The organism is Mycoplasma amphoriforme A39 (genome assembly GCA_000723365.1).
Classification (GTDB): Bacteria; Bacillota_I; Bacilli_A; order Mycoplasmatales; family Mycoplasmoidaceae; genus Mycoplasmoides; species Mycoplasmoides amphoriforme.
Genome location: HG937516.1, coordinates 874976 through 899508 on the forward strand (window position 1 = coordinate 874976; position 24533 = coordinate 899508).

The following is a 24533-nucleotide window of genomic DNA, read 5'->3' on the forward strand; positions in this document are numbered from 1 at the left end:
CTAAAAAAATATAGTAACATATTGCCATTCACGGGTTTTAAATCCATCACTGGATCAAAAAACTTCGCTATGAATGGTGATTTCTAACAGAGGAAGATAGATTTTATGAAAATAAAGCGTTTTAGCACGAAAATGTGAACAATAAGTTGATCAATCGTTGGTGGTTTTGCAGTTGTTATTCCGGGGACAATGCTCTTATCTGAAGCCATTAATCCAGGTTCTGTCTTTAAATATAGTAATAAGCAAGTTTCAGAACAAAGAAAAACTCAAGATTTAAACGTTGTATCTGAACAGCAAACCGAAACTAGTGATTCCACATTAATAAAAAAACCAAAAAAAGTTGCTAGCAAAAAAACAATTGTCAAAAAATCCGTACCCTCTAAAACTGAGAACGAACTTGTTGTTTCTTACTATCAAGCCATTCAAAGTCATTACGAAACGACAAATCCCTTTGATAAAACAAAGTTGCCTTCCAAGATATTAGAAAGTTACGATGTTTTAAAGGAAAATGCACCAATTAGTCTGTTAAATGTGAATTCATGACTTGGCACAACAAATCAGATCCAATCGTTACCTGAACAACTCAAACGCAACCATCAAGCAACAGGTTTTGTTATTTCCCATAATGATCTTAACAGAACGATTGATTTAAAAATAGTTGTGGCTAAAAAAGACAACAATCCGAATAATTTTTATGCACAAGATGGAACGCTAAATAATCTTGAATTAGCCGGGAAAACTGTACAACTAACCGGTTTTGAAAATGAGAAAAATTTAATCAAAAAACAATACGATCAATGAAAAACAAAATTAACGCTTAGCGTTTCTAGCCAAAACCGTGGACCGTTATGAAATCATTATCTTGACTTAAATAATTTATCACGCCAAACTAACCAAACAAATGTTATTGAAAAAATTAATGAATTCTTGCCTGGTGGTGAAGAACAAAAACTTGACGTCTTGCACCATTCACTACAAGCCCGTGGATACAAAGCAAAAATTACAAATGTATCAAGCCATCAGTCAGCAACTGGTGGCACAAAATCAAGTGAATTAAGATTTAATCTATTGATTTTAAATAGTCAAAATCAAATTGTTAAAGACGATTTTAGTTTAGATGATCAAAGTTGGGCTGGCATTCCGTTCAAACTAACAAATTTTGCTGATGGCCAAGACCGCTTCTTAAATATTCCAATTAGACATAATTTTGTAGCTGTAAGTTCCACACAAAATAACAAAAGAGAAAACTGACAACGTTTAGATATTTCCTTTGAAAACCTGACTACAAAACAAGAAGTTACTTGATATTTACAAGCCGTTGTTAGGAAAAATAAAATAACTGATTTTATCGACAATATAAAAACCACTTTTAGACCAAACTGAAGTAATCATAATGCTAGAATCAACACTAATGTGTATGCAGTATCTTTGAATCCTGAAGAGCGCTCGATCACTAGTTATAATAAACATAATTTGTACGACCAATCTGGCGGTGATTTAATTGCTGGCGGACGTGAAAATAACAATCCAAGAAATAATAGAACTAACAATAACAATAGTAATAACGGCATGAGAAGAAATGCACAATTTTGAAGGGTTGAAGGGATGAATGGTCTTGAAAAAGAACTAAAAAATTTATTATCACTAGCAACTTTTACAAACACAAACAATGATCGAAATAATCCGTTTTTAATGTAGGATAAAGGCGGTCAATAACCCGCCTTGATTTTGTTGTATTGATGAAATTTAAAAACTTTATTGATAAGTTTAATAATCCATGCTAAGGATTGTTGCATTTATAAAATAACTAATTAAAAGTGCACTTGGTCAGAATATTCATTAAAGTACAACCAAAACCATTTTAAGATCTTCATAATAATTAAACTATGCCTAGCTCAAGATAGTGATTAAACAATCTTGATAATGGTATGAATAATTATTCATGAAGTTCTTTATTTTTTTAGGATCAGAAAAGTTATCAAAATTCTAAGCATTTTTCATAAATCGTTTATCTGAACAAAAAAACATATAGTGTAAGCATGAAAAAATAAAGAACCTTTTTCAAGGCAGTGTAGTTAGAATTTTTTTCATATATTAATAGTGTTGAAGACCAATTAAGTACCTCAATATATATATATATATATTAGCAAGTTTAGTGACAAAGCAAATTGATTCGGTTAGAATTAATACTGTGACAAATAGTTATAGATAGGAATAATCATAGTTATGTCAAATTTACTTAAGAATAAAAAGGCAAAGAAATTCAACTCAAAAGTATGAAAATATAGTTGAATTACTGTCGGCGTTGCAGGCGTAGCAATTCCAGCTGCAATGGTGCTAGATGCTAGATTTAATGCGAACTCACGCCTTGTAAACAAAAGTGGTACAGAAACTAACAATAATCAAACCGAAAACCAAAATAACCAAAACATAACTCCGAACCAACCAAATCCTTCCAATCCACAAAATCCCAAAGTAGAAGAACAAAAACCACGAACCGAGCAAAACCAAACAACTCCTAATCCACAAAATCCCAAAGTAGAAGAACAAAAACCAAGTCAACCACAAAGTCCATCACAAAAAGAAAACCAAATTCAACCAAGAACGGTTGACGTCAAGGACTTAATTAAAAAACAACATGACTCTTGGGTCAAAGATGGATACAACTTTAATGTTAATTCTGGTTTAGTTAACTCCTCAGTATTTGGTACTTTAGTATCCTTAAGAAACTTAAGTTCAAGTAATCCGGCCGAAATTATTGCGAAAATTAATTCGTTCTTACCGGAAGCTAAAGACAAGAAATTTGCACAATTTAGCACTGATTTAGTTGCGTTAGGATTCAAATTAAAAGTTACAAATGTGATCCCTGACTACACCAGAAAAGAATTAGAATTTCAATTATCAATCCTTGATTCTAAAAACCAGCCAACTCAATTTTATGAAAATGGACCAAGTAGTTTAACATATCGCTTAAGAGGCTTTGAAAAGGGCTTTGCCATTGCTCCTTTAGACACACAAATTACATCATTATTAACCAATACAAAAATTGGTTATCGTCTTGATGTAATCATTCCAGATGTAAAAACTAAAGCGCAAGCACTATGGTGATTGCAAGAAGTTGCTCGTCAAGCAACAATCGGTGTTGATGTTAATAATATTAATGCCTTTGAATATGATCGTAACCAAACAGTTGCCCAATTTGTTGACGCAGTAGCAGCAAAACTAAAACAAAAAAATAGTAAAAATCAATATTACCTACCGTACCTTTTAAGAATAGTTGATTTTAACCCAGAAGACCGTTTAATCACTGATGAAAATAAGCAACCTTCATATAATGATGCTGGCAGTAATTTGATTGCTGGTGGTAGAAAATACAATCAATTCCAACCTTATAACGGAATGGATGGTTATGCTAACACCATTAATGGTCTTGAAGGATTAAAGAAAGAATTAATTAATTTACTAAGACAAATTAATAAACATAAACCAAGCACTAACCCATATAATAGTTAACTTGTGGTAGTTAATTTCTAAGAATTATTCAATTAAAATGAAGGATTGCTTCAAATATCCTTCATTTTAATTTTTATTAGCGTTATTCTTAATTAATTTCAAATTCATCCACTTAAAGATTAAATAATCAATAAACATCAAAACTTAAAATAAAAATTGTGGAAACCTTTTTTTATTAACAACATTTCCTAAGGATGTAACAATCATCTAATTTGGTTTTTTATGAAACATGTTTTTCTTAAAAAGCATCACACCTTCCCTTCAAGAATCGATAACTTAATTAAAGTAATTAACGATAAACTAATGAGGATTTTCGTTAAATATTACTAATTTAAAGGCAAAAAGACGACTTAAGCATTTTGTAGGTTTGGTGACAAAACTAATTAATTTAGGTATGATTAATACTGTGACAAGTAATTATAGAAGGAAAAATCATAATTATGTCAAATGTATTTAATAACAAAAAAGGCAAGAAATTCAACTTAAAAGTATGAAAATATAGTTGAATTACCGTCGGTATTGGTGCGGTAACGATTCCAACAGCGATGTTATTGGATGCTAGGTTTAATCAGAATTCTCACTTTGCATACAAAACTAATACAAGAACTCAAAACAATCAAACCGATAACCAAAACACAACACCAGCTTTGCCAAATCCTCCTAAACCACAAAATCCACAAGTTCAACAACCAAATCCAGGAACGAAAGATAATGAAGCAATTCCTGTTCCGCAAAAGCCAAAGCCAAATCCTCCAGAAAATGCACCCCAACCACGAACACTTGGTCCGAAAGCATTAATTAAAAAACAACATGACCTTTGGGTTCAGAACGGATATAACCTTACTGTCTTTTCGGATTTAGTTGATTCATCAGTATTTGGGGCTTTAGTGGCTTTAAGAAACTTGAACTCTACTAATCCTGCGGAAGTTATTTCGAAAATCAATGCGTTTTTACCAGATGCTAAAGAGAAGAAATTTGCTAATTTTAACAGTGAATTAGTTGCGTTAGGATTCAAATTAAAAGTTACAAATGTCATCCCTGATTACAACCGTCAAGTATTGAAATTTAATTTATCGATCCTTGATGCTAAAAATCAAGTTGTTAATTTTTTTGATAATGGACCAAGTAGTTTAACCTACGAGTTAAGGGGATTTAAAAAGGGTTTTGCCATTGCTCCTTTAGATACTTACCTGCAATCAATCTTCACCAAACACATTGGTTACCGGGTTGATGTAATCATTCCTGACGTAAAAACTAAAGAACAAGCATTATGGTGGTTGCAAGAAGTGGCCCGGCAAGCAAGCATTGGCGTTGATGTTAATGATCTTCATTCGTTTGACTACGATAATAACCCAGCAGTTGCCCAACTTTATGATGCTGTTATTGCCAAGTTAATTCGCAAAAACAATAAAAATCAAGATTTTATTCCGTACATTTTAAGAATGATTGATTTTAATCCAGAAGACCGTTCGATCGAAGATGAAAATCTGCAACCTTCATACAGCGATGATGGCAGTACGCTCATTGCTGGTGGCAGAAAATATAATCCCCACGAAACTTATAACGGAATGAATGGTTTTAATAATACCATTAACGGTCTTGAAGGGTTAAAGAAAGAATTAATTAATTTACTAAAACAAATTAATAAAAATAAACCAAATACTGATCCCTATCAAAGTTAATTTGGTGAATTAATTCCTAGAAATTATTAGTTGTAAAAATGAAGGATGATTGCAAATCTCCTTCATTTTTTTATAATCAACTTAAATTAGAACTAGTTTTAACATTAAACGATCAATAAGGAGAAAAACTGAAGGTAGAAAATAATGACGAAAATGGTTTCCTTAGATTTTTTCTTTGACATAAGTAGAGGTGTTCGCTTAAAGAAAGCGAACCGCATTGCTGGAAAATTACCATTAGTTACTGCTGGTTATTTGAATGAAGGAATTGCCCAATATATTAGTAATAGTCAAAAAACATTCCAACAAGCGATTACAATTGACATGTTTGGTCAATCCTTTTGGCGGCCTTATGAATTTGCTGCTGATGATAATATCGTAATTTTACAAAAGGATTTTTTAACAAGTGATACGGCCTTCTTTTTTCTTGAAGCAATTAAAAAGACCACCGGTTTTTTTAATTATAACCACCAGTACCGTCTAAAGGATTTAAAAAAACACTATATTGAATTGCCGTTATTAAATGGAGAAATCGATTGAAGCAAAATCAAATTTATTTCTTCAGTTTTAGGGAAAATTACACAATTAAATGCAGAATTAAATGCAGAATTAAATGCAGAATTAAAAAATCGAGCAAAACAGTACGAATATTATCGAGACAAACTGTTGGCGTTTAAAGAAAAATCATAATTTACTTTTGATTACTACCCCTATTATTAATCAGTAATGATCTATTACCTTTAAAAAGTTAATAATACAAATTAATAAATTCGCTACCAACATTGAAAAAATGTAGTAAAATCGATTATTATAAATTATCTAGGAAACTAATTTAAACTGATTATTTTTATTAATAACTAGGAGATGGGTATGGAACTAGGATTGGCATTAGGGCTTGGCATTCCGTTAGCACTAATTGTTGGTGGTATTATCGGTTATTTTATTGCCATTAAAATTTTTAAAAAACAATTAAAAAATAACCCGCCCATTACCGAAGCACAAATTCGCTCAATGTATGCCAAAATGGGTCGTAAACCTTCAGAAGCCCAAGTTCGCGAAATCATGCGGTCATTCAAGCAACAAGATCAAAGGTAACAAACCATTTTGAATGCAAAATTTTTGCTTAGTGCCACATCTTTAAAAGATTGTCCGAATGATGTACAAAACGAATTATGCTTAATTGGGCGGAGTAATGTCGGTAAATCAAGTTTAATTAACGCTATTGTCAATTTAAAAATTGCCAAAACTTCCAATACTCCAGGCCGCACCCAAACGTTGAATTTTTACCAATGAAACAAAATGCGCATTGTTGATTTACCCGGATATGGTTATGCCAAAGTTAGTAAAGCCCAAAAGGAATTAATTTCCAGTTTTATCAGTGAGTATTTAAACTTTCGCTCTAATTTAAAAGCTGTTTTTCAAATTGTGGATGCTGGGGTAATTACAAGTCAAGATGCACAAATGGTCACAATTATTGCTAAAACTTCTTTACAACACTATGTTGTTGCCAACAAAATTGATAAATTAACCCAAAAGCAAAAACATCATTTAAAACAAGAAATTGCGAACTTTTTAAAAGTTGATCAAGCCAATGTGTTTTTAACTAGTACCAAAACAAAAATGAACCTACCGTTGATCACCAAACAAATGGAGAATAGTTTAAAATAAAGATGCCTAGTTTAAAAAAAACCCCATTATTTAGTTTTGATGGTCCGTTTGATCCCAAAAAAATTGCTGATGGCTTGTACGAATTATGAAATGAAAAAAAGGTCTTTCAAGCAAAGAAGAATAAAAAACCATTTAGTGTCGTGATGGCTCCGCCGAACTTAACGGGAGTTTTGCATTTAGGTCATGCTTGGGAAATTTCGTTAAGTGATCTATACTTACGTTACAAACGTTTGCAAGGGTTTGCTGTTAATTGAATTCCTGGTTATGATCATGCGGGAATTGCTACCCAAACAAAATATGAAAAAAGTTTAAACGCCAAGCAAAAACAAGATTATCAAAAATTACCAGCATCATTAAAAGTTAAAGCAATTTGGCAATGAGCATTAGCTCAGGGCGAAATTATTAATTCCCAAATTAAATTATTGGGAGCTAGCGTTGATTGAACGAATCACCGGTTCACTTTGGATGAAAAATCTAGTCTAGCAGTAAATCATGCCTTTAAAAAACTTTATGATCACCAATTGATTTTTAAAGCCAAAGCCCTAGTTAACTGGGATCTTAAATTACAAACTGCGATTTCCAATATTGAAGTTGAAAACAAACCCCAGGAGCAATTGCTATATTATGTGATTTATCAGTTAAGTGATTCTAATGATCATTTAGTGGTCGCCACAACCCGTCCGGAAACGATTTTTGCTGATGTTGCCTTATTTGTTAATCCTATCGATAAACGTTACAAGAAATATTTAAAGAAAACAGTAATCAACCCGTTAACGAAAAAAAATCTTCGTGTATTGGCTGATAGTTATGTCCAAATGGACTTTGGTAGTGGCGTTTTAAAATGTACACCGGGACATGATTTTAACGACTATCAACTTGGTAAAAAATATCAGTTAGAAGAATTATCAGCTTATGGTTTAGATGGTAAGATGAATTGTTCAGCTGGTAGATTTTCCGGAATGGACCGGTTAATCACCCGGCAATTAGTAGTAGAACAATTAACAAAGGAAAAACTGTTAATTAAAACCGAAAAAATCATTAGTAATGTTGGTTTTTCCGAGCGAACTGGCGAAATTGTCGAACCATTGTTATCAACCCAATGGTTCATTGATTTACCAAAAGTCGTCCCTGATTTAAAAAAAGCCATTATCGATAAAAAAGCCTTGCAAATTTTCCCAAAGCGATTTTTAAAATTATTAACCCATTGATTAGCCATCACTGATAAATGGTGCATTTCCCGACAACTTGTTTGGGGGCACCAAATCCCCGCTTGATACCACAAGAAAACTAAAAAAGTTTATGTTGATGTAAAACCCCCAAAAGATCTGGAAAATTACGAACAAGATCGTGATGTTTTAGACACCTGATTTTCTTCATCTTTATGACCATTAATTTGTTTTGATTGGCCAAATAATAATTTAACATTTCAAAATGGTTATCCGAATAATTTAATGATTATGGGTTTTGACATTATCTTTTTTTGGGGAATTCGGATGTTGTTCCAGGGTTATTTTCATACCAAAAAATTACCTTTTAAGCACTTGTTAGTTCATGGTCTAATTCGGGACGCTAACGGTAAGAAAATGTCCAAATCGATCGGCAATGTAGTTGATCCAATTCCCTTAATTGAAAAGTATGGTAGCGATGCACTAAGAATTTGTTTAACCGCAAGCACGACTCCTGGTGAAGATAGTAATTTCCAAACAGAACGCTTAGTTGATGCTAGTAATTTTTTAAACAAATTATGAAATGCTAGCAAATACATTTTTAATTTAAAACCTGATCAAAACATCACTAAAAAAACTAATAATTCCTTGGCAGATATTTGAATTCTTAACGGTCTTAGCCAAGTCAGTAGTCAAATTGCGGTTTTATTAGATCAATACAACTTCACCTTAGCCAATAAACTCATCTACAATTTTGTTTGAAACGATTTTTGCAACACTTATTTAGAATTAACAAAGCCAAGCCTATCTACTAATCAAAAAAACCATACGATTCAAGTCTTACGGTTAGTTTTAGAACAAATTGCCATTATCTTACATCCGTTTGCTCCGTTTTTAACCGAACGGATTTACCAGGGTTTAAAAAATGATCACAACCAGTTTATTTTAAACCAATCCTGAGTAAAAAAAACCGCCCGTTCTTCATCAGCTAAACAGTTTGATACTATTATTGAAATCATTACCATTTTACGAAAGTTTCGCTCCGAAGCCAATTTAGCTTATAAATACCTTTTAGTAATTAGTTTGCAAACTAGTGAACAGCAATTGATTAATATTTTAAAAAAGGCCCAAACTTATTTTGATGCAATTAATTGTCAAATTCAAACCATTAATGAAACTCTAGAAGATGATAACCAGTACGCCTTATCATTTTCTCAAGGCTTCATTGTTATCCATGATGAAAACTTAAAGCAAAAAGCCCAAACGGCTTTAGACAAGCAAATCGAAGTTTTAAAAAACGAAGTCAGCCGTTCGCAAAAAATTTTAGCTAACAAAAAATTTCTTGAAAAAGCTCCACCGATCAAAGTCCAAGAAGAACAAGCTAAACTCAAACGTTACCAAGAAGAATTAAAAGCAGCTTTGAAAAAAAATCACAAATAAATTGTTTGTTTTCGTTAGTTTTTGTCATTTAGTTAGTATGGAGAGCTAAATGATTAAATTTTTCAACGAAAAACAGGTTGCCTTTGTTTTTATTGTAATCTGTGGCGGGATTTACTTGTTGTTTCGAAAAAACACGCTTTTTTATGGCTTAATTTTTTTATTAATTAGCTGGCTTGGCTCCTGGTTTTTATTTCCATGAAAAATGATCGTTTTCATGTTTGTGATGATTTGTTTATTTCTTCTGTGATCAATGCTCTTTCATTTTCTTAATTGGCAACAATTTAGTATCAAATCGTCATTAACCAAAATTCCCGAACCATATAACCTGCGTTTACGTTTAATTAATTTTTTAAGAGTAAAAGATTTGCAAGCTGCTAACTTTATCGAGTTAATTGTTTTTAATTCAAAAAATCCAAAAATCAATTCTTTTTACAAGCAACTAATTAATTTAGGTTTAATTCATTTAATTTCAGTTAGCGGTTTTCATTTAAGTTTATTAAGTTCAATCATTTATAAAATTTTAAAAAAACGGTTGCGATTAGCAAAAATTACCAGTTTTTTCGTTTGCTTGTTTTATGGCTTCTTGTTAGGCTATGGTTTTGCAATTTTACGCGTTTTAGTTGCCAGTTTTTTAAACTTTTTTAAGTTTACAAAAAGTAGTAATCAACCCCTATTAAAAACCGTATTATCGGGCTTGATAATCTTATTGATTAATCCATTTGCTGTGAATAATTTGGGGTTTCAATTATCATTTTTAGGGACGATTGTTTTGTGTTCAATGTTATATGCTAACCATTGATCAAAGATTATTTTAGCGATTATTACTTCGTTATTAATTAATTTTTTATCAGCACCAATCATTTTAAAACTCAACCAGAAAATTCATTTACTAATTATTTTTAATTCGTGAATTTTTACCCCAATCATCAGTTTTTATTACATAGCATCATTGCTTTTATATCCCTTTTGGTTTTTATGGCCATATTTAGATTGGTTTTATTTAAGCTTGCAAAGTAGTGTTGATTTATTGGCCCAACTTAATTGGTATTTTGAACTAAAGAATAATTTACCAATTACAATATATTTTCTTTATTACCTTTTGTTTTTTATAATACTTTTAGTTTGAATTCATTACTACCAATTAAAAGCAATTGATTTTTTAAAACATGACCATCATTCATTCAGTCGATCAAGGGTTAATCAATTTACAATTACGCAAAATTCTTGGTAAGGACTTTAAAAATTACCAAAAATATTTATATCACTCCGAACGCCAAATTGGCGGGCTTTTAAATGCGAGCAATCTGTTCGAAACCCAAGAAAAAAAAATCATCTTCTCGGCTTGTAGTTTCTTAGCAAACCAAAAGGAGGCAGTTGATGCTGAGAATTTATTTGCGATTTTAAAAGTTAATATTAATGCCAAGATTTTTTTAACTGTGGAAGCTGAAAAATTAGCTAAAACCAAAGCCCTTGACCAATTGCTTGGTAAAGTTCAATTAATTGATCTACCCAAAATTTCCAACTATAAAATGCAAACGGTTTTTCTTGAGATGCTTAGTAATGAAAACTACAACTTATCTTATGACCAATTAAGCATCATGAGTTCGCGAATGATTCCTAATGCTTTAATCATGCAAAATGAAATTAATAAACTGAAATTATTTGATCGATCCGAACTATCAAACGAGTTATTGAATGATTTGGTTTTCGATTACAATAACGAGTCCATTTTCAAATTATTAGAATTGGTCATTAAACAAAAAAAAATAGCCGTTGCGAAATTATATGATCATTTAGTTGCTGACCAGTATAGTCCGCAAGAAATCTTGCAAATTTTAGCACCACAACTTCTCAAACTCATTTTTGTGTATAAGGGCTTAGCAAGTAAATTAACCGATGGTGAAATTATTAAAAGTTTATCGTTAACCAATTACTTATTAAAAAACATGAAGCAATTGTGCATGCACACTAGCAGCATTAAGTTAGATAATTTTTTAAGTGGTATAATGAATATTGATATTAAAATAAAAAAACACGCGATTGAACCAATCAATAGCGTCCGTTTATTTTTAATAAAAGGTGTTTAAAAACATGAATCAAGATTCGAAACAACTTTTAGCAAATACTCGGCAAAGTTTGAGTACAATTTTTGGTAATTCGTTCCTAGTGAATGAATTTTCAAAAAATGCTGATTTTCAGTTAGTTGTTGAAAAACTCATCAAAATTCACCAACACTTAGAAATTCAATTGACTCCAGAACTAGTTTTAACTGACAAGTATATTGCTAACTTTGAACGCTTATCTAACCGAAAAATTGATTTTACCAAAATGGTAATTTCCCAGGATTTAGATGATTTACACGACGAAATTAATTACGTTAGCGTTTTTGCTAAAAATACATTTTCCCGACCGTTAACTGATTTCACTGTTAATTTAGCTAACGATGTTAATTTAAGTGATGATCAGCCCCTAGCTGTTCAGCCAACGGTTGATGGTACTCCTCCCGGTATCCCCTTGTCAACAGATGCCAAAACGGTTGACGTTAATGATCAGCCTATAAAGGGTGAAAAAATTCCAGCAGCAGCTTTTAAAAAACGTAATCAAGCTAGTAATTTTGTAGCCGAAGAAGATCCCAATAACAAAAATGTTGGTTTTAATCCAAATTTATTTAACCAGAAAAAAGCCTACCAAACTAGTGGCTATAGTGGTTTTAATCCGATAATTCAGCAATTGGCTAATCAACGTTTGCAAGTGGAAATTTTAATCGGTAAGGTTTATCGTTGGAACGAAAAGCCACGTGCGGTGCTTCTTTTGCAATATTTTGCTTTATTTTTTTCAATTTTATTTTTCGTTATTAACGGGATAACCATTATTGTTTGAGCTGTTGCTAGTGCTAATGGTTTACAAATTGCAAATCCCCTTGATCCGACTGATTTAACAAAAGCAATTAGCATTACCCCACGAAATTTATTCACTTTCATTGTTGGACCTATTGTCATGGTTATTGGCGGGATTGTGTTAACACTTAGGTATTTTAACGATAGTCAAGGCAAATTATCGCCCACTAAAATGCGAAGATTGCAAGCCACTGTTGCCGCCTTTTTAAAAGATCAAAGTTTTCCAAAAGTCAACGATAATTTACGTTACCATTTACAAACGTCCACAATTATTTTTGTTTTAGTAGCTTATGTTATTTTTAATTTTTCACCATTTGGTGGGGTTTTCAGCCAAATCCGAGTTTTAACAAATCCTGATGACTTGCATGCGGGAACTAATAATGCAGGTGGAATTAGGGGATCAAGTGAGGTGCTAGCAATTTACGTTTCAACTATTATCAGTTTAGTAGCTTATGCACCATTAGTAATTATCTTAATTTTTGCTTACTTGATTAATCCTAAAGTTGACTTTGAACGGTTAACAGCACTAACCGAACAGTATGCTAAAGAAGCTGAAGCAGCATCCCGTTCTGGTAATATTCCGGGTGGAATTGGTCCTGATTATGATGGTAGCTATGATAATGGGCCGTTTGGTAATAACTTCTAAAATATTGCTTTTTTATTAATCATTAATGAACTTTGAGGTAACTCCAACAACCAACTTTTTTAAATACCAACCTAATTGTCGGAATTTTTCAAAAACCGTCAGTTTTAAAAAAACTTTTCTGCGATTTTTATTTCCGTTTTTTCCAATGCGACTTTCGCAAACAACCCATTTATTGGTTTTACTAGCATTAATGGTTTCCTTAAGGATTATTACCAAGTTTTTTACCTTTCCGATTGGTCCGGTCATGCGGGCCGGAATTACTTGGGTGCCAATTGCCATGATCGGTTGAATCTATGGCCCGGTTTTAGGAATCTTTTTAGGCATTTTCACCGATACCATTACCTGAATGATGAGTAGCGGGACGTGGTTTTGAATGTATGCTTTAATTGAACCAGCAATTATGGTTGTAGCTGGAATGATTGGATCAATCTACCGGTTACGCCTTTATTCGACAAAATGAATTTATGATTTAATTTTTCACCAAACCGTTTTAATTGTTTTTTTAGTTATTAGTTTTTTTGGTTTGGTTTATTATGGAACTAATAGTTTTATTTCAAATAATGGCAAATTTAATAAAGGGTTAGATTTATTTGGTTTGACCTTTAAATCCCCACAACTAATTACTAAATGAACCCAAATACTAACCGGATCAGTTTTAATTTCCTTTTTTGTTATTATTGAAATTATTGTGATTTACTATTTAACAAAGCATGTAAAAAACAAACAAAACCCCTGTTTATTTTTATATGTGAGTTTACTAATGCCATTATTATCGATTTTGTTTTCATTCCTTTTAGGAACCATCGCTGCTATTGAATTTTTTAATTTTTTACATCATGGCAAAAAAGAAAATAATAACCTGGTGAATTTTGGATTTTATTATTATTTAATTCCCCGGGTTATTAAGGAGGTAGTTCGCAATCCCATCTTGATTGCCATTACCATTACAGTTTTAAAATTAGTTGAACCGAATTTAAAACAAATTTATAACAAACTAAGAAACCAGTGATAATAAAAAATAAAATCTGCCTCTTGACAGATTTTTCACAAAATATTTGACTGAAATATTACTTTTGGGCGTTCACAATTTTTGCATTTCGTGATTTAACCCGACGGGCCCGATTTTTCGAGATTGTTCCCTTTCGGGCTAATTTATCGGCTGTTTCATAAACCAAACTTAATTGTTCGACTTTTTTAGTGGCTTTCACGTTTTTAATTCGGTTTTTTAATTCCGTTTTTTGACTTTTGTGTGCTGCTCGTCGTTTAATACTTTTCCGTAATGTTTTTTCGTTTGCTTTAATATTGGCCATGCCACTTTCCTTTACTTAACGTTATATTATTTTTACTTTTCAAGTAAACAAATTATAATATTAACAGTTTTGATTTGAATAATTAAATGCAAGAATGATTAAAAAATAAAATAAAATTGAACTTATCATTTAAACCTGATTTTTTATAAAGATCAAAATGATCTCTTGACATTAAACAAAAACCAAAAGGTTTATAACTTTTTTTATATAAAAAATTTTAGTATCAAAAGCGAAAGGTAAAAAGTAATGGGCGGATCAAATAATTTATTTAGTCTTCTGATCATTATCATTCCCATTGTTTTAATCTTTTGGTTTTTTAATAAAAAGAAAAATAAGAAAAACGGCACCGGGGTGACTGGTCAAGTTCAAAGCAAAAATGAACGAAAGGATGAAGTGTGAAAAACAGTTAAGCAGTTTTTACAAGAGCACGGTGAACGTGGTAAGGAAGTTAGTTATTCGTTTGTGGCAAAACGAAATAATCCAACTCAAGACAAAAAACTTAAAAAAGTTTTTAAACAAGAAACCGAAGATTACATTAAAAAAAATCATTTAAATAAAACCCAAGCCCGAAGACACCGCGACCAGCGCCAAAAGTTAGCAGCAAAAGAATTGTACTGCATTTATTTTATTACCCGTGATCCGAAAACAAAAATTAAAGATCCGGCTCGAATTATTGAAGCTGAAGTTGTCCAAACCAATACCGGAAACAAAAAAGAACCTGTCAAGCGTTCCATTGTAATTAATGGCTTACAAGATTTTGAAACCGAATTTAAATGAATCGAACCAATTAAAAAACGTGAAGATGAAAAAATTGCCAAATTAGAAAAACAAAAAGAAGCAAGAGCAGCAAAAAAGCGGTTGCGGCACGAAAAAAGATTACAACGGAAAATCACAAAAAAAGCACCGGTTCAAAGTCCGGGTACAACCGCTTAACTAACCATGGGGTTTTATGAAAACAAAAATTGTTTTTTTTGGTTCAGCAGCCTTAAGTTTGGCATGTTTAAAATATTTATACCATAGTAATGATTTTGAAGTTGTTGGGGTAGTGTGTCAACCTGATAAACCTAATGGAAGAAATCATAAAATCACTTTTGGTCCAGTTAAACAATTTTGTCTTGAAAACCAAATTTTGTGTTTACAACCCAATAAGGTTAATGCAGATTTAAGCGTTATTAATAAACTACACGCTCAAATTGGTGCTTGTGTGGCTTATGGTCAGAAAATAGGTCAAACTTTACTTGATAGTTTTCCATTGGGTATCATTAATGTTCACCCATCAACCTTACCAAAGTATCGTGGAGCAGCACCCATCAATTACGCAATTTGAAATAATGATCCAACGACTTCAATTTGTATTATGAAAATGGAACAAACAATGGATACCGGCCCGGTTTGTGTAAAGCATAATTTAATAATTGAACCAGGAATGACCGCTGGTGATTTATTAGCAATCGTTACCAAACTGGCACCAAAGTTATTACATGATGCCTTATTGGATATTATTAATAATCAAGTTGTTTGAACTGAACAAGATAAAAAAAACGTTTATCCAATGGCACCAATGCTAAAAAAAGTGCAAGAACAAATTGATTGAAACCAACCAGCACAAGCCATTGTTAGTCACATTAACGCTTTTTCACCAACTCCAGCTACCTACACTTATTATCACCTAACAAAACTCATAAAATTTTACAAGGCATCAATAGGTAGCCACCACCACGATCAAGTGGCAGGTAAAATTAATCGCATTGAAAAAAATTTTATTTGCATCACCAGTGTTAGACCAAATTCTTGCATTCATTTAAGCGAATTTTTAATTCCGGGCAAAAAGAAAATCCAAGTTAAAGATTACCATGGAACTTATCCGTTTCAAGTCGGAGATCAATTTAATCATGGCAATTAAAAAACCGTTATATTTAACTAAAAATGATTTTTTAAATTATTTTGATCGCCCGAGTCAATTATGGTTTTTTAGCACGAATGAAATTGTTGGAACAATTGAGCAAATTTTAGGTTCTAGTGGTGAAGATGACGATGATGAAAGTAATTTAGAAGAAAGTGAATCCGAAATTGAAACGGTTGAATTTGACGTTTTAGAATTAATTAAAGAAGAAAAATTAACGCCAAATATTTATGATGAAAATGATCCGCGGATCATTGAAGGTAAAATCATTGCCGAGCAAGCCCAAAATTATTTAGTTCGAGTGGCCAAGCAAACTTTAAAAATTAACAATATTATTAATTTTGACCAATTGTACCAGGGCAATTTAGCTGATATTCAAAAACGGGCCGAATTTACCAAACAAATAATTTTTGATACGAAAGAACCTACCCTATTTTTACATCCAGTTTTCACGCACAACCATTTTGTGTCCATTCCTGACGCAATTGTTTTTATTCATGATCATTATGAATTATACGAAACTAAAGGGGTGACTAATTCCAAGCGAATTTATGCCTTAGAATTTTTATACCATACACGAATTATTAAACCGACCTTACAAAAACTGGATGAAGCTAGTTTATTTTTAATTGAGTATGAACAAAAAAATAAGGGGCAAATTTCGTTTACTAGGATTAATGTTACTAAAAGTTCCAAAGCCGGAAATTCCAGTCTTTCCAAAGAGTTTAAGGACTGATCGTTTTATAACATCGAATTAATTAAAGCCAAACAAATTGCCAAAAAAACTTCATCTTCATTAATTAATTTGGCAGATATTATTAATTTAGACTTTAATAATATCAAAAATCATAAAAATTCCATAGTACCTAATAAAAAACCATTTTTAGATGAAGATGAACAAGAACAGAAAAAAACAAAAAAACGCAAGCCTACCATTAATCAAAAAGCCTTAAATATTGTGGCTAATTTGCTAGAAAAAGTTAATGAACAATTTGATGCGATTTTAACAAAGATTTACCAAACACAAAATTTAACGACAGTAGAAATTAATTTATCTAATGCCTACAAGACCGATTGAAGGGATTTCCGGTTTCGCCCCCAAATTCAAAAAATTTATGCCAAAAAAGGCTTTAGCATTTTTAATTATTCAGGAAAATTAATTGAATGGGACCAAATGTTTTTGTTTATTAATGATTGTGGCCCAATTGAGTATGATCAACCTAGTAAATATACTGTTGAAAAATTTAAAATTTGATGGGAACAAGTTTTTGCAAAAAATCACGAACGTGACAAAAAAGTTAAGAATTTAACCAAAGCGTTTGAAACCTACCTAAATGTATTACAGCCCAGCAATTCTAAAGTTGCTGGAATTTACTGTTATGAAGCTGCTTACGATTTTTTTAAGAAATTAAAAGCCAAAAAGGTTTACTTTGATTTTGAAACCATTAGTTTAGCAATTAGGGTGATTGATCACTCCTTACCCTTCATGCAAATTGTCACCCAATGTTCGATCATTAAAGATCACGGTAATGGTTTTGAAAAAGAAGAGAACTTAATTGTGGATCCGATCAATATTAAAACAACGTTTTTTAAAAAAATTGTCGATAACTTGTATGAAGCAAACGCCGATGAATACAGTTACGTTGTTTATAATGCAAGTTTTGAAAGGGGGCGTTTGTTGGAAATGAAGGCAATTATTAACGATGATGAATATAATCACAAGATTGATAAAATTGTTCGAAACTTGTACGATCTTGCCGATTTTTTTAATTTAAGTAAACAAAACATTGTTTTAAAAGACTTAAAGGGGTACTATTCAATTAAGGCCGTTTTACCCCTAGTACCCCAAAAATTTTTAGATATTACCAAAACCAAAAGTTATCGTACATTAAACATCCGCAAAGGTGATCAAGCCCAAGCTCATACCAGTTTACGTTTTTTTAATAAATACGATGATCTAACATGGCAAATTAAAGTTCAAGAGTTAAAAGATTATTGTGAAAATGACGTAAGGGCCATGATTGCTGTTGAATATTATGTCGCTGATATTTTAGAACGCTTTAAACCATTTGTTAAGCATCAACCTCATGAACCAAAAAATCATCAGAATTAACCTAAATTTTATTAGTCAAGATGTTTTCAAATAAGATTGATAAGTTGAAGGTTTATCCAATTATTTTGGTTATTTTCTTTTTTTCAAAAACCAATTTGCTTTTTAATAAATGCATACCATAGAATCAACAAGGTTTTCTTTTAAATTTATAATAAATATAGTATATAATATAAATTACACTACACTAGTAGATTCATTCGATCTTGGAGCATGACATAATGAACGATAATAGTACTCCTCAAAATTTAGTTAACAATTCAACAGCAATTCCTAACAGTGAAATTGACTTTAAAAAAGAATTAGTTATTACTCGGATCTTTGCTGATGCCAACTTGATCGCTCAACACAAAGAACGTTTATCAAAAGGCTTACCAAATATTACCCCCCAAATGTTAGACTTTGAAATGGTGCAAGTGGTAATTAAAGATAACCTGTTTTCGACAGCAATGAATGAAATTGTTACCCATTTTAATTTTAATTTAGATGCGAACTTTGTTAATCAAATTAAAGCGGATTTAAAGAAAAATTTATCGGGTCCACAAGCTTTAGATGACAATGGGGTTGCCGTTATTGCTGATAAGATCATTAAAAAAGAATTGGTATTTAACCACCTTGCTAAATTATGAAACATTACCGTATCTGATGATGAAGTTAAGTCCATGCTTGATGTTTTTTACCAACGCACTAACCAATCAATTCGCGAAGTCTTAGATGATAAGGATAAATTTGAAGGAATCAGAAGGGCCATATTGGAAGAAAAACTAATTTTAAAAACCATTGCCGCGTTTCCGATTCGTTTTGATTTAAACAATCCAAACATTAAACAACCTGAAGCTTCAGTTTCATAAATTAATAAAAGATGATAATCATTGTTCATTCAAGTTTTAATGCAAAAGAATGATCCAAATAACCTTTAGTTTGAATAAATAAGTTAACAAGAAATCATCAAATCAAAATAATCACGACATTTTTTTAGTTAAAACTTAAATGCAGTTTTATTAGTTATGTTATTTACGAAACACTTTTTTTTACTTTTTGGTTTATTTTTATGATAGGATGTTATCAGAAAAAATTACACATTGCTATTCTGGATCGAATTTTTTCTAATACATTATCCAAAATATAACGATTAAAGACAAAAAATAATTTAAAAATTCTTTCATAAGGAAACAAGATGTCTCAATCTAAAAATTACCAATCCAATATTGATCAAGCAACCATTATTTTTAACAAAGTTTGTTTTGAATACCGGATGAAATTAGACTTCATCAAAGAAGTTTATGAATCTGATGGAGTTGCCAATATGGATTACAAATTAAGCGATTTACAAGAAATGATGCGCCTTGTTTGTGATCTAAAAAATTCGAGTGAAGCAAAAATTTATTTTAAGAAAAATTTAAAAATAATATCTGAATGTGACGGAACTGATGATATCCTAGCATTATTTAAGCGGGATCAAAGAACCATTGACGAATTTTGTATTTCCTACCTTACTTTTAAACATTCCTATGATTTTGAAGATCCAGAACGATCAACACTAAATAAAATTCAAAATACCATTGCTAAACAAATTATTGATTTTTTGCACTCGGATAAATAAGGTTGTTGATTTTTTAGTAAACAAAGTAATTTTTGTTAAATTAATTAAGGTTTTTCAATTATCTTGGATTTAGCAATGCTAAATCCTTTTTTCATGCCCAACAATTAATGGTTATTTTTAATCATTGTGAGACATCTTCGATTTTGATGTCATCAAAAAAAATTTTAAAGCAAAACATCTTAAATTAAGCATGATTTTACTTTTTAGTTTTTTATATAAGAAGGTTACAATTAAAATTCATGATCAAATGACAGTAATATTTATCATCACTTTGACTGGTTTTTACAAATCTTAAAAACTTATCTCATTAAATGTACTAGAACAAACTATATATAGACTCAAAATCATTGATAATAATAAACAAGTTAAACTTAGTTTTTTAACTAGATAGTTGAATAGTACCCAAACAATAATTTTTTAGTTTTAAAGATGTAAATCAAAAAAATCCAATGGTGAATTAAGCACGACTAGATTTTTGTTGAAAAGAATTATAAGATTAATTGGTTTATTTTTTGCTTCGGGTTTTGGCTTCGACAACTTCCGCTGTTACTGATTTTGGTGCTTCAGCATAGTGACTAAACTGCATAATGTAATTGCCACGGCCTTGGGTAAACGAGCGTAAATCAGTGGCATAACCAAACATTTCACGTAACGGAACTTTTGCTTTAATCACTTGAATATTATCGCGCTGTTCAGTACCTTCAATGCTCCCCCGGCGACTGCTAATATCACCCATGGTGTCACCAAAATACTGATCAGGAACAATTACTTCAATCGACATCACAGGTTCAAGCAACACGGGATTACATTTTTTACCAGCTTCCTTCAAGGCTAAAGATGCAGCAATTCGAAACGCCATTTCGCTCGAGTCAACTTCGTGAAAACTACCATCGTGCAATTGGGCTTTAATATCAATCATCGGATAACCGGCTAAAGGACCAGTATTTAAAGCATCTTCAAGCCCTGCTTTAACGGGTTTAATATATTCTTTAGGAATTTTTCCACCAACAATTTTATCTTCAAACTCAAACCCCTTATCGTGGTTCGGTAGAAAGTTAATGACAACGTGACCGTACTGACCACGACCGCCTGATTGCTTAATATATTTACCTTCAACATCTGCTTCTTTGGTAAAGGTTTCGCGATAACTTACTTGTGGTGTACCAACGTTAACTTCAACTTTAAATTCCCGGCGCATCCGGTCAACTAAAATATCTAAATGCAATTCGCCCATTCCCGCAATAATGGTTTGACCAGTTTCTTCATGCGTAAAGGTTTTAAAGGTCGGATCTTCTTCGGCTAGTTTACTTAACGCAATGCCCATTTTTTCCTGATCGGCTTTGGTTTTTGGTTCCACTGCTAAACTAATTACGGGTTCAGCAAAAACCATCGCTTCTAATTGCACTTCACTTCCTTCTTTGGCTAAAGTATCACCAGTAGTGGTGTCTTTTAAACCAACAATAGCACAAATATCGCCAGCTCGCACTTCGTCAATTTCCGTCCGTTGTTGAGCGTGCATTTTCACTAATCGCGAAACCCGTTCCTTTTTGTCCTTCCGCACGTTGCTAACGTATGATCCAGCCGTTAAAACGCCAGAATAAACCCGGACAAAAGTTAAACGACCTACAAAAGGATCAGTCGCCACTTTAAATGCTAACCCAACAAACGGTTCATTATCGTCGTTTTTAACGATGATTTCATCACCAGTTAACGCGTTTGCACCCTTTGCTGGTGGGATGTCTAGCGGGGAAGGTAAGTAATCGACAACAGCATCTAACAATGGTTTTACTCCCTTGTTACGGTAAGCAGTACCACACAATACGGGAAATAAAGTTGCAGTAATGACGCCCTTACGAATGGCATTTTTAATATCCGAAGTGGTTAGTTCAGATCCTTCTAAATATTTTTCCATCATGGCATCGTCATAATTGACAATTTCTTCAATCATGTTAGCACGCATTTTTTTAGCTTGTTCAACTAAGTCATCAGGAATGGTGGTGATTTGGTAATTTTCTTGCTCTTTGCCATCAAAAACCAATGCTTGCATTTCTACTAGATCAATGATGCCAGTAAATTCATTTTCTGCCCCGATTGGTCAGTGAATGGGAACCGCTTTTACTCCAAGACGGGAATGAATCGAAGCAACCGCCCGCTCGAAGTTAGCCCCGGTTTTATCCATCTTATTAACAAAAACAATCCGGGGCACTTGATAACGACTAGCTTGCCGTCATACCGTTTCGGTTTGTGGTTCAACGCCCATTTGGGCATCTAGGACCGCAACTGCTCCGTCTAAAACCCGTAATGATCGCTCAACTTCAACCGTAAAGTCAACGTGACCAGGAGTGTCGATTAAGTTTAGTTGACAGTTTTTTCAAGTAACAGAAGTCGCAGCACTAGTGATCGTAATGCCGCGTTCTTTCTCCTGTTCCATCCAGTCCATGGTCGCTTGCCCTTCATGGACTTCGCCTAACTTATGAGTTTTTCCAGAATGAAATAAAATACGTTCGGAAGTTGTGGTTTTTCCAGCATCAATGTGTGCCATGATTCCAAAATTTCGATAACGTTCTAAGGGAACCGTTCTAGCCATATGGTTTTTATTTATATCCTTATGTAAAATTAATAAAATCGTTAAATTTGTGTTTTGTTAGCAATACTTTAGTTAAAAGAAACTAAGTTCGCATGTGGGCAAATGCTTTGTTTGCTTCAGCCATTTTATGCGTATCATCACGTTTTTTTACTGCTGCTCCAGTGTTATTTGAAGCATCAATTAATTCATGAGCAATTTTTTCAAGCATTGTTTTTTCATGACGCAACCGGGCGTATAAAACAATTCAGCGTAAGCCTAAAGTAATTTTACGCTCAGGAGAAACATCAGTGGGAACTTGAAAATTAGCACCAGCGACCCGGCGAACTTTTAGTTCAAGTTTTGGCATCACATTGTTTAAAGCCTTGGTAAAAACTTCCAAGGGATCCTTTTGGGTTTTTTGTTTAATTAAATCAAATGCACCATATAAAATTTTTTGTGCTAGTCCCTTTTTACCACAATACATAATCGTGTTGATGGCCCGAGTCACTAATGGAGAATTAAAGATCGGATCAGGTAAAATTTTACGTTTTTCAGCTTGATTTTTTCGCATAACCTTATTTCTTCTTTCCCTTAGTTGGTGCTTCTAAAGTCGCTCCAGGTTTCGGGCGTTTTGCCCCGTATGCAGACCGTTGTTGTTTTCTTTTGCCAACACCTTGGGTATCTAACGTTCCCCGAACGATATGGTATCTTACTCCAGGTAAGTCTTTAACCCGACCACCTCTTAATAGAACAACGCTGTGTTCTTGTAAGTTATGTCCTTCACCAGGAATGTATGCTAATACTTCTAGGCCATTAGTTAACTTAACTTTGGCATATTTTCGCAATGCTGAGTTTGGTTTTTTTGGTGTCATTGTCCCCACCCGGGTACAAACGCCACGTTTTAGCGGGGAAGCGACTGTTGTTACTTTTTTTTCAAGGGTATTCAAGTTTACTAGTAAAGCCGGTGATTTAGATTTTTTAATCTTACTTTTTCGTGACTTTCTAATCAGTTGTGAAATTGTTGCCATGAGACCTCCGTTTTGCAACAACGATTCCGGGTGTATCGCCACAAAAATCGAAAAGCAGTTTTTATTATAGCATAACCTTTTATATCTTTTTTATGGAAATGAATGTTTAATATTTTTTGTCAAAAAATTGTTTAGAGAATGAAACGATTAAATCATCTATTTGATTTACACAACGCCCTAAATCCACAGCAAACCAACAAATACTTTCAACTCTTTTAATCGCATTGCTTTAATTAGGAATAATTTTTGGAAAAGTTTGCTAAATCCAAAGTTTTGAAGAATAACTACTTGCAAAAAAAAAAAAAAATAGAATTAAATTATCTGTGGGATCTGACATCTCCAAAACAACACTAAAATACGAGGCTTAAGCATGGAAAATGTTATTTACGGAAAAAAAATAGAACAAAATATTAAGCAACAATATAACAATTTGATTGTGCTTATACGCGAAAAAAACGAATCCATAATTGAAACAGAATTTTTAAAAAAAATAGTAAAAATAGAAAAAACTGGTGAAAGAATAACCGGAATGTTAAATGAAAAAGATGGTAAAAATCCAGTTTGTAAAAGTTCAAAAGATCGTCCATCTGGATTTACTGATAGAGCAAATACAGCAAAAAACACCATTATGTTGAGCAGATGTTCGAGTGTTATACAATTTCAATATATTGAAAAAGACTCTTTAGTAAATGATGATAACTACATTGTTGAAATCATTAGTTCTTTAAAAGAAATAAATCCTAAATATTTATTTTATTCACTATTAAACTTACAAGAAGAAATTGCTCAGTTAACTAAAAATGACCAATCAGCAAAAAGTCACCCACTGTACTTAAAAAAAGAAAAAATTGAAGAAATCTATAAAAAGAAAATTCCAATAGTTCCTTTAGAAATTCAAAATGAAGTGGTTAAAATTCTCGATGGGTTTAAAAACCTTGTTAACTTAATTGAAAAGTAGATTATATTATTGAAACTTAGTAATTTATATAAACTATATGCTTTTT

Annotated in this window: 21 protein-coding genes; 17 read left to right on the top strand and 4 right to left on the bottom strand. The window is 32.2% G+C overall.

Annotation, left to right across the window (positions count from 1 at the left end; translation table 4 throughout):
• Window positions 1-105 precede the first annotated feature (105 nt).
• The 11 genes from ABDB96_RS03330 (at window position 106) to ABDB96_RS03380 (ending at window position 14021) form a co-directional block, all read left to right on the top strand.
• Window positions 106-1698, top strand: a complete 1593-nt coding sequence (locus ABDB96_RS03330) for a hypothetical protein (RefSeq protein WP_343251366.1) — start codon at window positions 106-108, stop codon at window positions 1696-1698.
• Between the two features lie 528 nt (window positions 1699-2226).
• Window positions 2227-3513: a hypothetical protein gene (locus ABDB96_RS03335; protein ID WP_343251367.1), complete on the top strand. Its 1287-nt coding sequence runs from the start codon at window positions 2227-2229 to the stop codon at window positions 3511-3513.
• 440 nt (window positions 3514-3953) lie between these two features.
• Complete coding sequence (locus ABDB96_RS03340) at window positions 3954-5195, top strand: hypothetical protein (protein ID WP_343251368.1); 1242 nt, start codon at window positions 3954-3956, stop codon at window positions 5193-5195.
• 144 nt (window positions 5196-5339) lie between these two features.
• Window positions 5340-5882, top strand: a complete 543-nt coding sequence (locus tag ABDB96_RS03345) for a restriction endonuclease subunit S domain-containing protein (RefSeq protein ID WP_343251369.1) — start codon at window positions 5340-5342, stop codon at window positions 5880-5882.
• Window positions 5883-6062: 180 nt separating this feature from the next.
• Complete coding sequence (locus tag ABDB96_RS03350; RefSeq protein WP_343251370.1) at window positions 6063-6287, top strand: YneF family protein; 225 nt, start codon at window positions 6063-6065, stop codon at window positions 6285-6287.
• Between the two features lie 9 nt (window positions 6288-6296).
• A complete protein-coding gene (gene yihA / locus ABDB96_RS03355) occupies window positions 6297-6860 on the top strand; it encodes a ribosome biogenesis GTP-binding protein YihA/YsxC (RefSeq protein ID WP_343251371.1) in 564 nt (187 codons plus the stop codon).
• 2 nt (window positions 6861-6862) lie between these two features.
• The gene (gene valS, locus ABDB96_RS03360; RefSeq protein ID WP_343251372.1) at window positions 6863-9466 is read left to right on the top strand and encodes a valine--tRNA ligase; all 2604 of its coding nucleotides are present in this window, start codon (window positions 6863-6865) and stop codon (window positions 9464-9466) included.
• A gap of 250 nt (window positions 9467-9716) precedes the next feature.
• The gene (locus tag ABDB96_RS03365) at window positions 9717-10697 is read left to right on the top strand and encodes a ComEC/Rec2 family competence protein (protein WP_343251373.1); all 981 of its coding nucleotides are present in this window, start codon (window positions 9717-9719) and stop codon (window positions 10695-10697) included.
• Window positions 10633-11553, top strand: a complete 921-nt coding sequence (gene holA / locus ABDB96_RS03370; protein ID WP_343251374.1) for a DNA polymerase III subunit delta — start codon at window positions 10633-10635, stop codon at window positions 11551-11553. The genes ABDB96_RS03365 and holA overlap by 65 nt, the downstream gene beginning before the upstream one ends.
• Before the next feature lie 4 nt (window positions 11554-11557).
• A complete protein-coding gene (locus ABDB96_RS03375; RefSeq protein WP_343251375.1) occupies window positions 11558-13009 on the top strand; it encodes a hypothetical protein in 1452 nt (483 codons plus the stop codon).
• A gap of 145 nt (window positions 13010-13154) precedes the next feature.
• Window positions 13155-14021: an ECF transporter S component family protein gene (locus ABDB96_RS03380; protein WP_343251376.1), complete on the top strand. Its 867-nt coding sequence runs from the start codon at window positions 13155-13157 to the stop codon at window positions 14019-14021.
• A gap of 55 nt (window positions 14022-14076) precedes the next feature.
• Here ABDB96_RS03380 and rpsT read toward each other — a convergent pair whose 3' ends face one another.
• The gene (gene rpsT, locus ABDB96_RS03385) at window positions 14077-14319 is read right to left on the bottom strand and encodes a 30S ribosomal protein S20 (protein ID WP_343251377.1); all 243 of its coding nucleotides are present in this window, start codon (window positions 14317-14319) and stop codon (window positions 14077-14079) included.
• 246 nt (window positions 14320-14565) lie between these two features.
• Between rpsT and ABDB96_RS03390 the strand changes: the two genes are divergently transcribed.
• From ABDB96_RS03390 to ABDB96_RS03410, 5 genes are all read left to right on the top strand, one after another.
• A complete protein-coding gene (locus tag ABDB96_RS03390) occupies window positions 14566-15252 on the top strand; it encodes a DUF5385 family protein (RefSeq protein ID WP_343251378.1) in 687 nt (228 codons plus the stop codon).
• A gap of 16 nt (window positions 15253-15268) precedes the next feature.
• A complete protein-coding gene (gene fmt / locus ABDB96_RS03395; RefSeq protein ID WP_343251379.1) occupies window positions 15269-16222 on the top strand; it encodes a methionyl-tRNA formyltransferase in 954 nt (317 codons plus the stop codon).
• Window positions 16212-18335 (top strand): DUF2779 domain-containing protein, encoded by a 2124-nt coding sequence (locus ABDB96_RS03400; protein WP_343251380.1) that lies wholly within the window; start codon window positions 16212-16214, stop codon window positions 18333-18335. Before fmt ends, ABDB96_RS03400 begins: the two co-directional genes overlap by 11 nt.
• Before the next feature lie 218 nt (window positions 18336-18553).
• Complete coding sequence (locus tag ABDB96_RS03405; RefSeq protein WP_343251381.1) at window positions 18554-19183, top strand: MPN555 family protein chaperone; 630 nt, start codon at window positions 18554-18556, stop codon at window positions 19181-19183.
• A gap of 326 nt (window positions 19184-19509) precedes the next feature.
• The gene (locus tag ABDB96_RS03410) at window positions 19510-19935 is read left to right on the top strand and encodes a DUF1951 domain-containing protein (RefSeq protein WP_343251382.1); all 426 of its coding nucleotides are present in this window, start codon (window positions 19510-19512) and stop codon (window positions 19933-19935) included.
• A 505-nt stretch (window positions 19936-20440) separates the two neighbouring features.
• Here the strand turns inward: ABDB96_RS03410 and fusA are convergent.
• From fusA to rpsL, 3 genes are all read right to left on the bottom strand, one after another.
• Window positions 20441-22522 carry an elongation factor G gene (gene fusA, locus ABDB96_RS03415; protein ID WP_343251383.1) on the bottom strand — a complete coding sequence of 694 codons (2082 nt, stop codon included), beginning with the start codon at window positions 22520-22522 and terminating at the stop codon, window positions 20441-20443.
• 82 nt (window positions 22523-22604) lie between these two features.
• A complete protein-coding gene (gene rpsG / locus ABDB96_RS03420; RefSeq protein WP_343251384.1) occupies window positions 22605-23072 on the bottom strand; it encodes a 30S ribosomal protein S7 in 468 nt (155 codons plus the stop codon).
• 4 nt (window positions 23073-23076) lie between these two features.
• Complete coding sequence (rpsL, locus tag ABDB96_RS03425) at window positions 23077-23529, bottom strand: 30S ribosomal protein S12 (protein ID WP_343251385.1); 453 nt, start codon at window positions 23527-23529, stop codon at window positions 23077-23079.
• A gap of 370 nt (window positions 23530-23899) precedes the next feature.
• Here rpsL and ABDB96_RS03430 point away from each other — a divergent pair, with 370 nt between their 5' ends.
• The gene (locus tag ABDB96_RS03430; RefSeq protein WP_343251386.1) at window positions 23900-24487 is read left to right on the top strand and encodes a restriction endonuclease subunit S; all 588 of its coding nucleotides are present in this window, start codon (window positions 23900-23902) and stop codon (window positions 24485-24487) included.
• The last annotated feature ends 46 nt before the right edge of the window (window positions 24488-24533 follow it).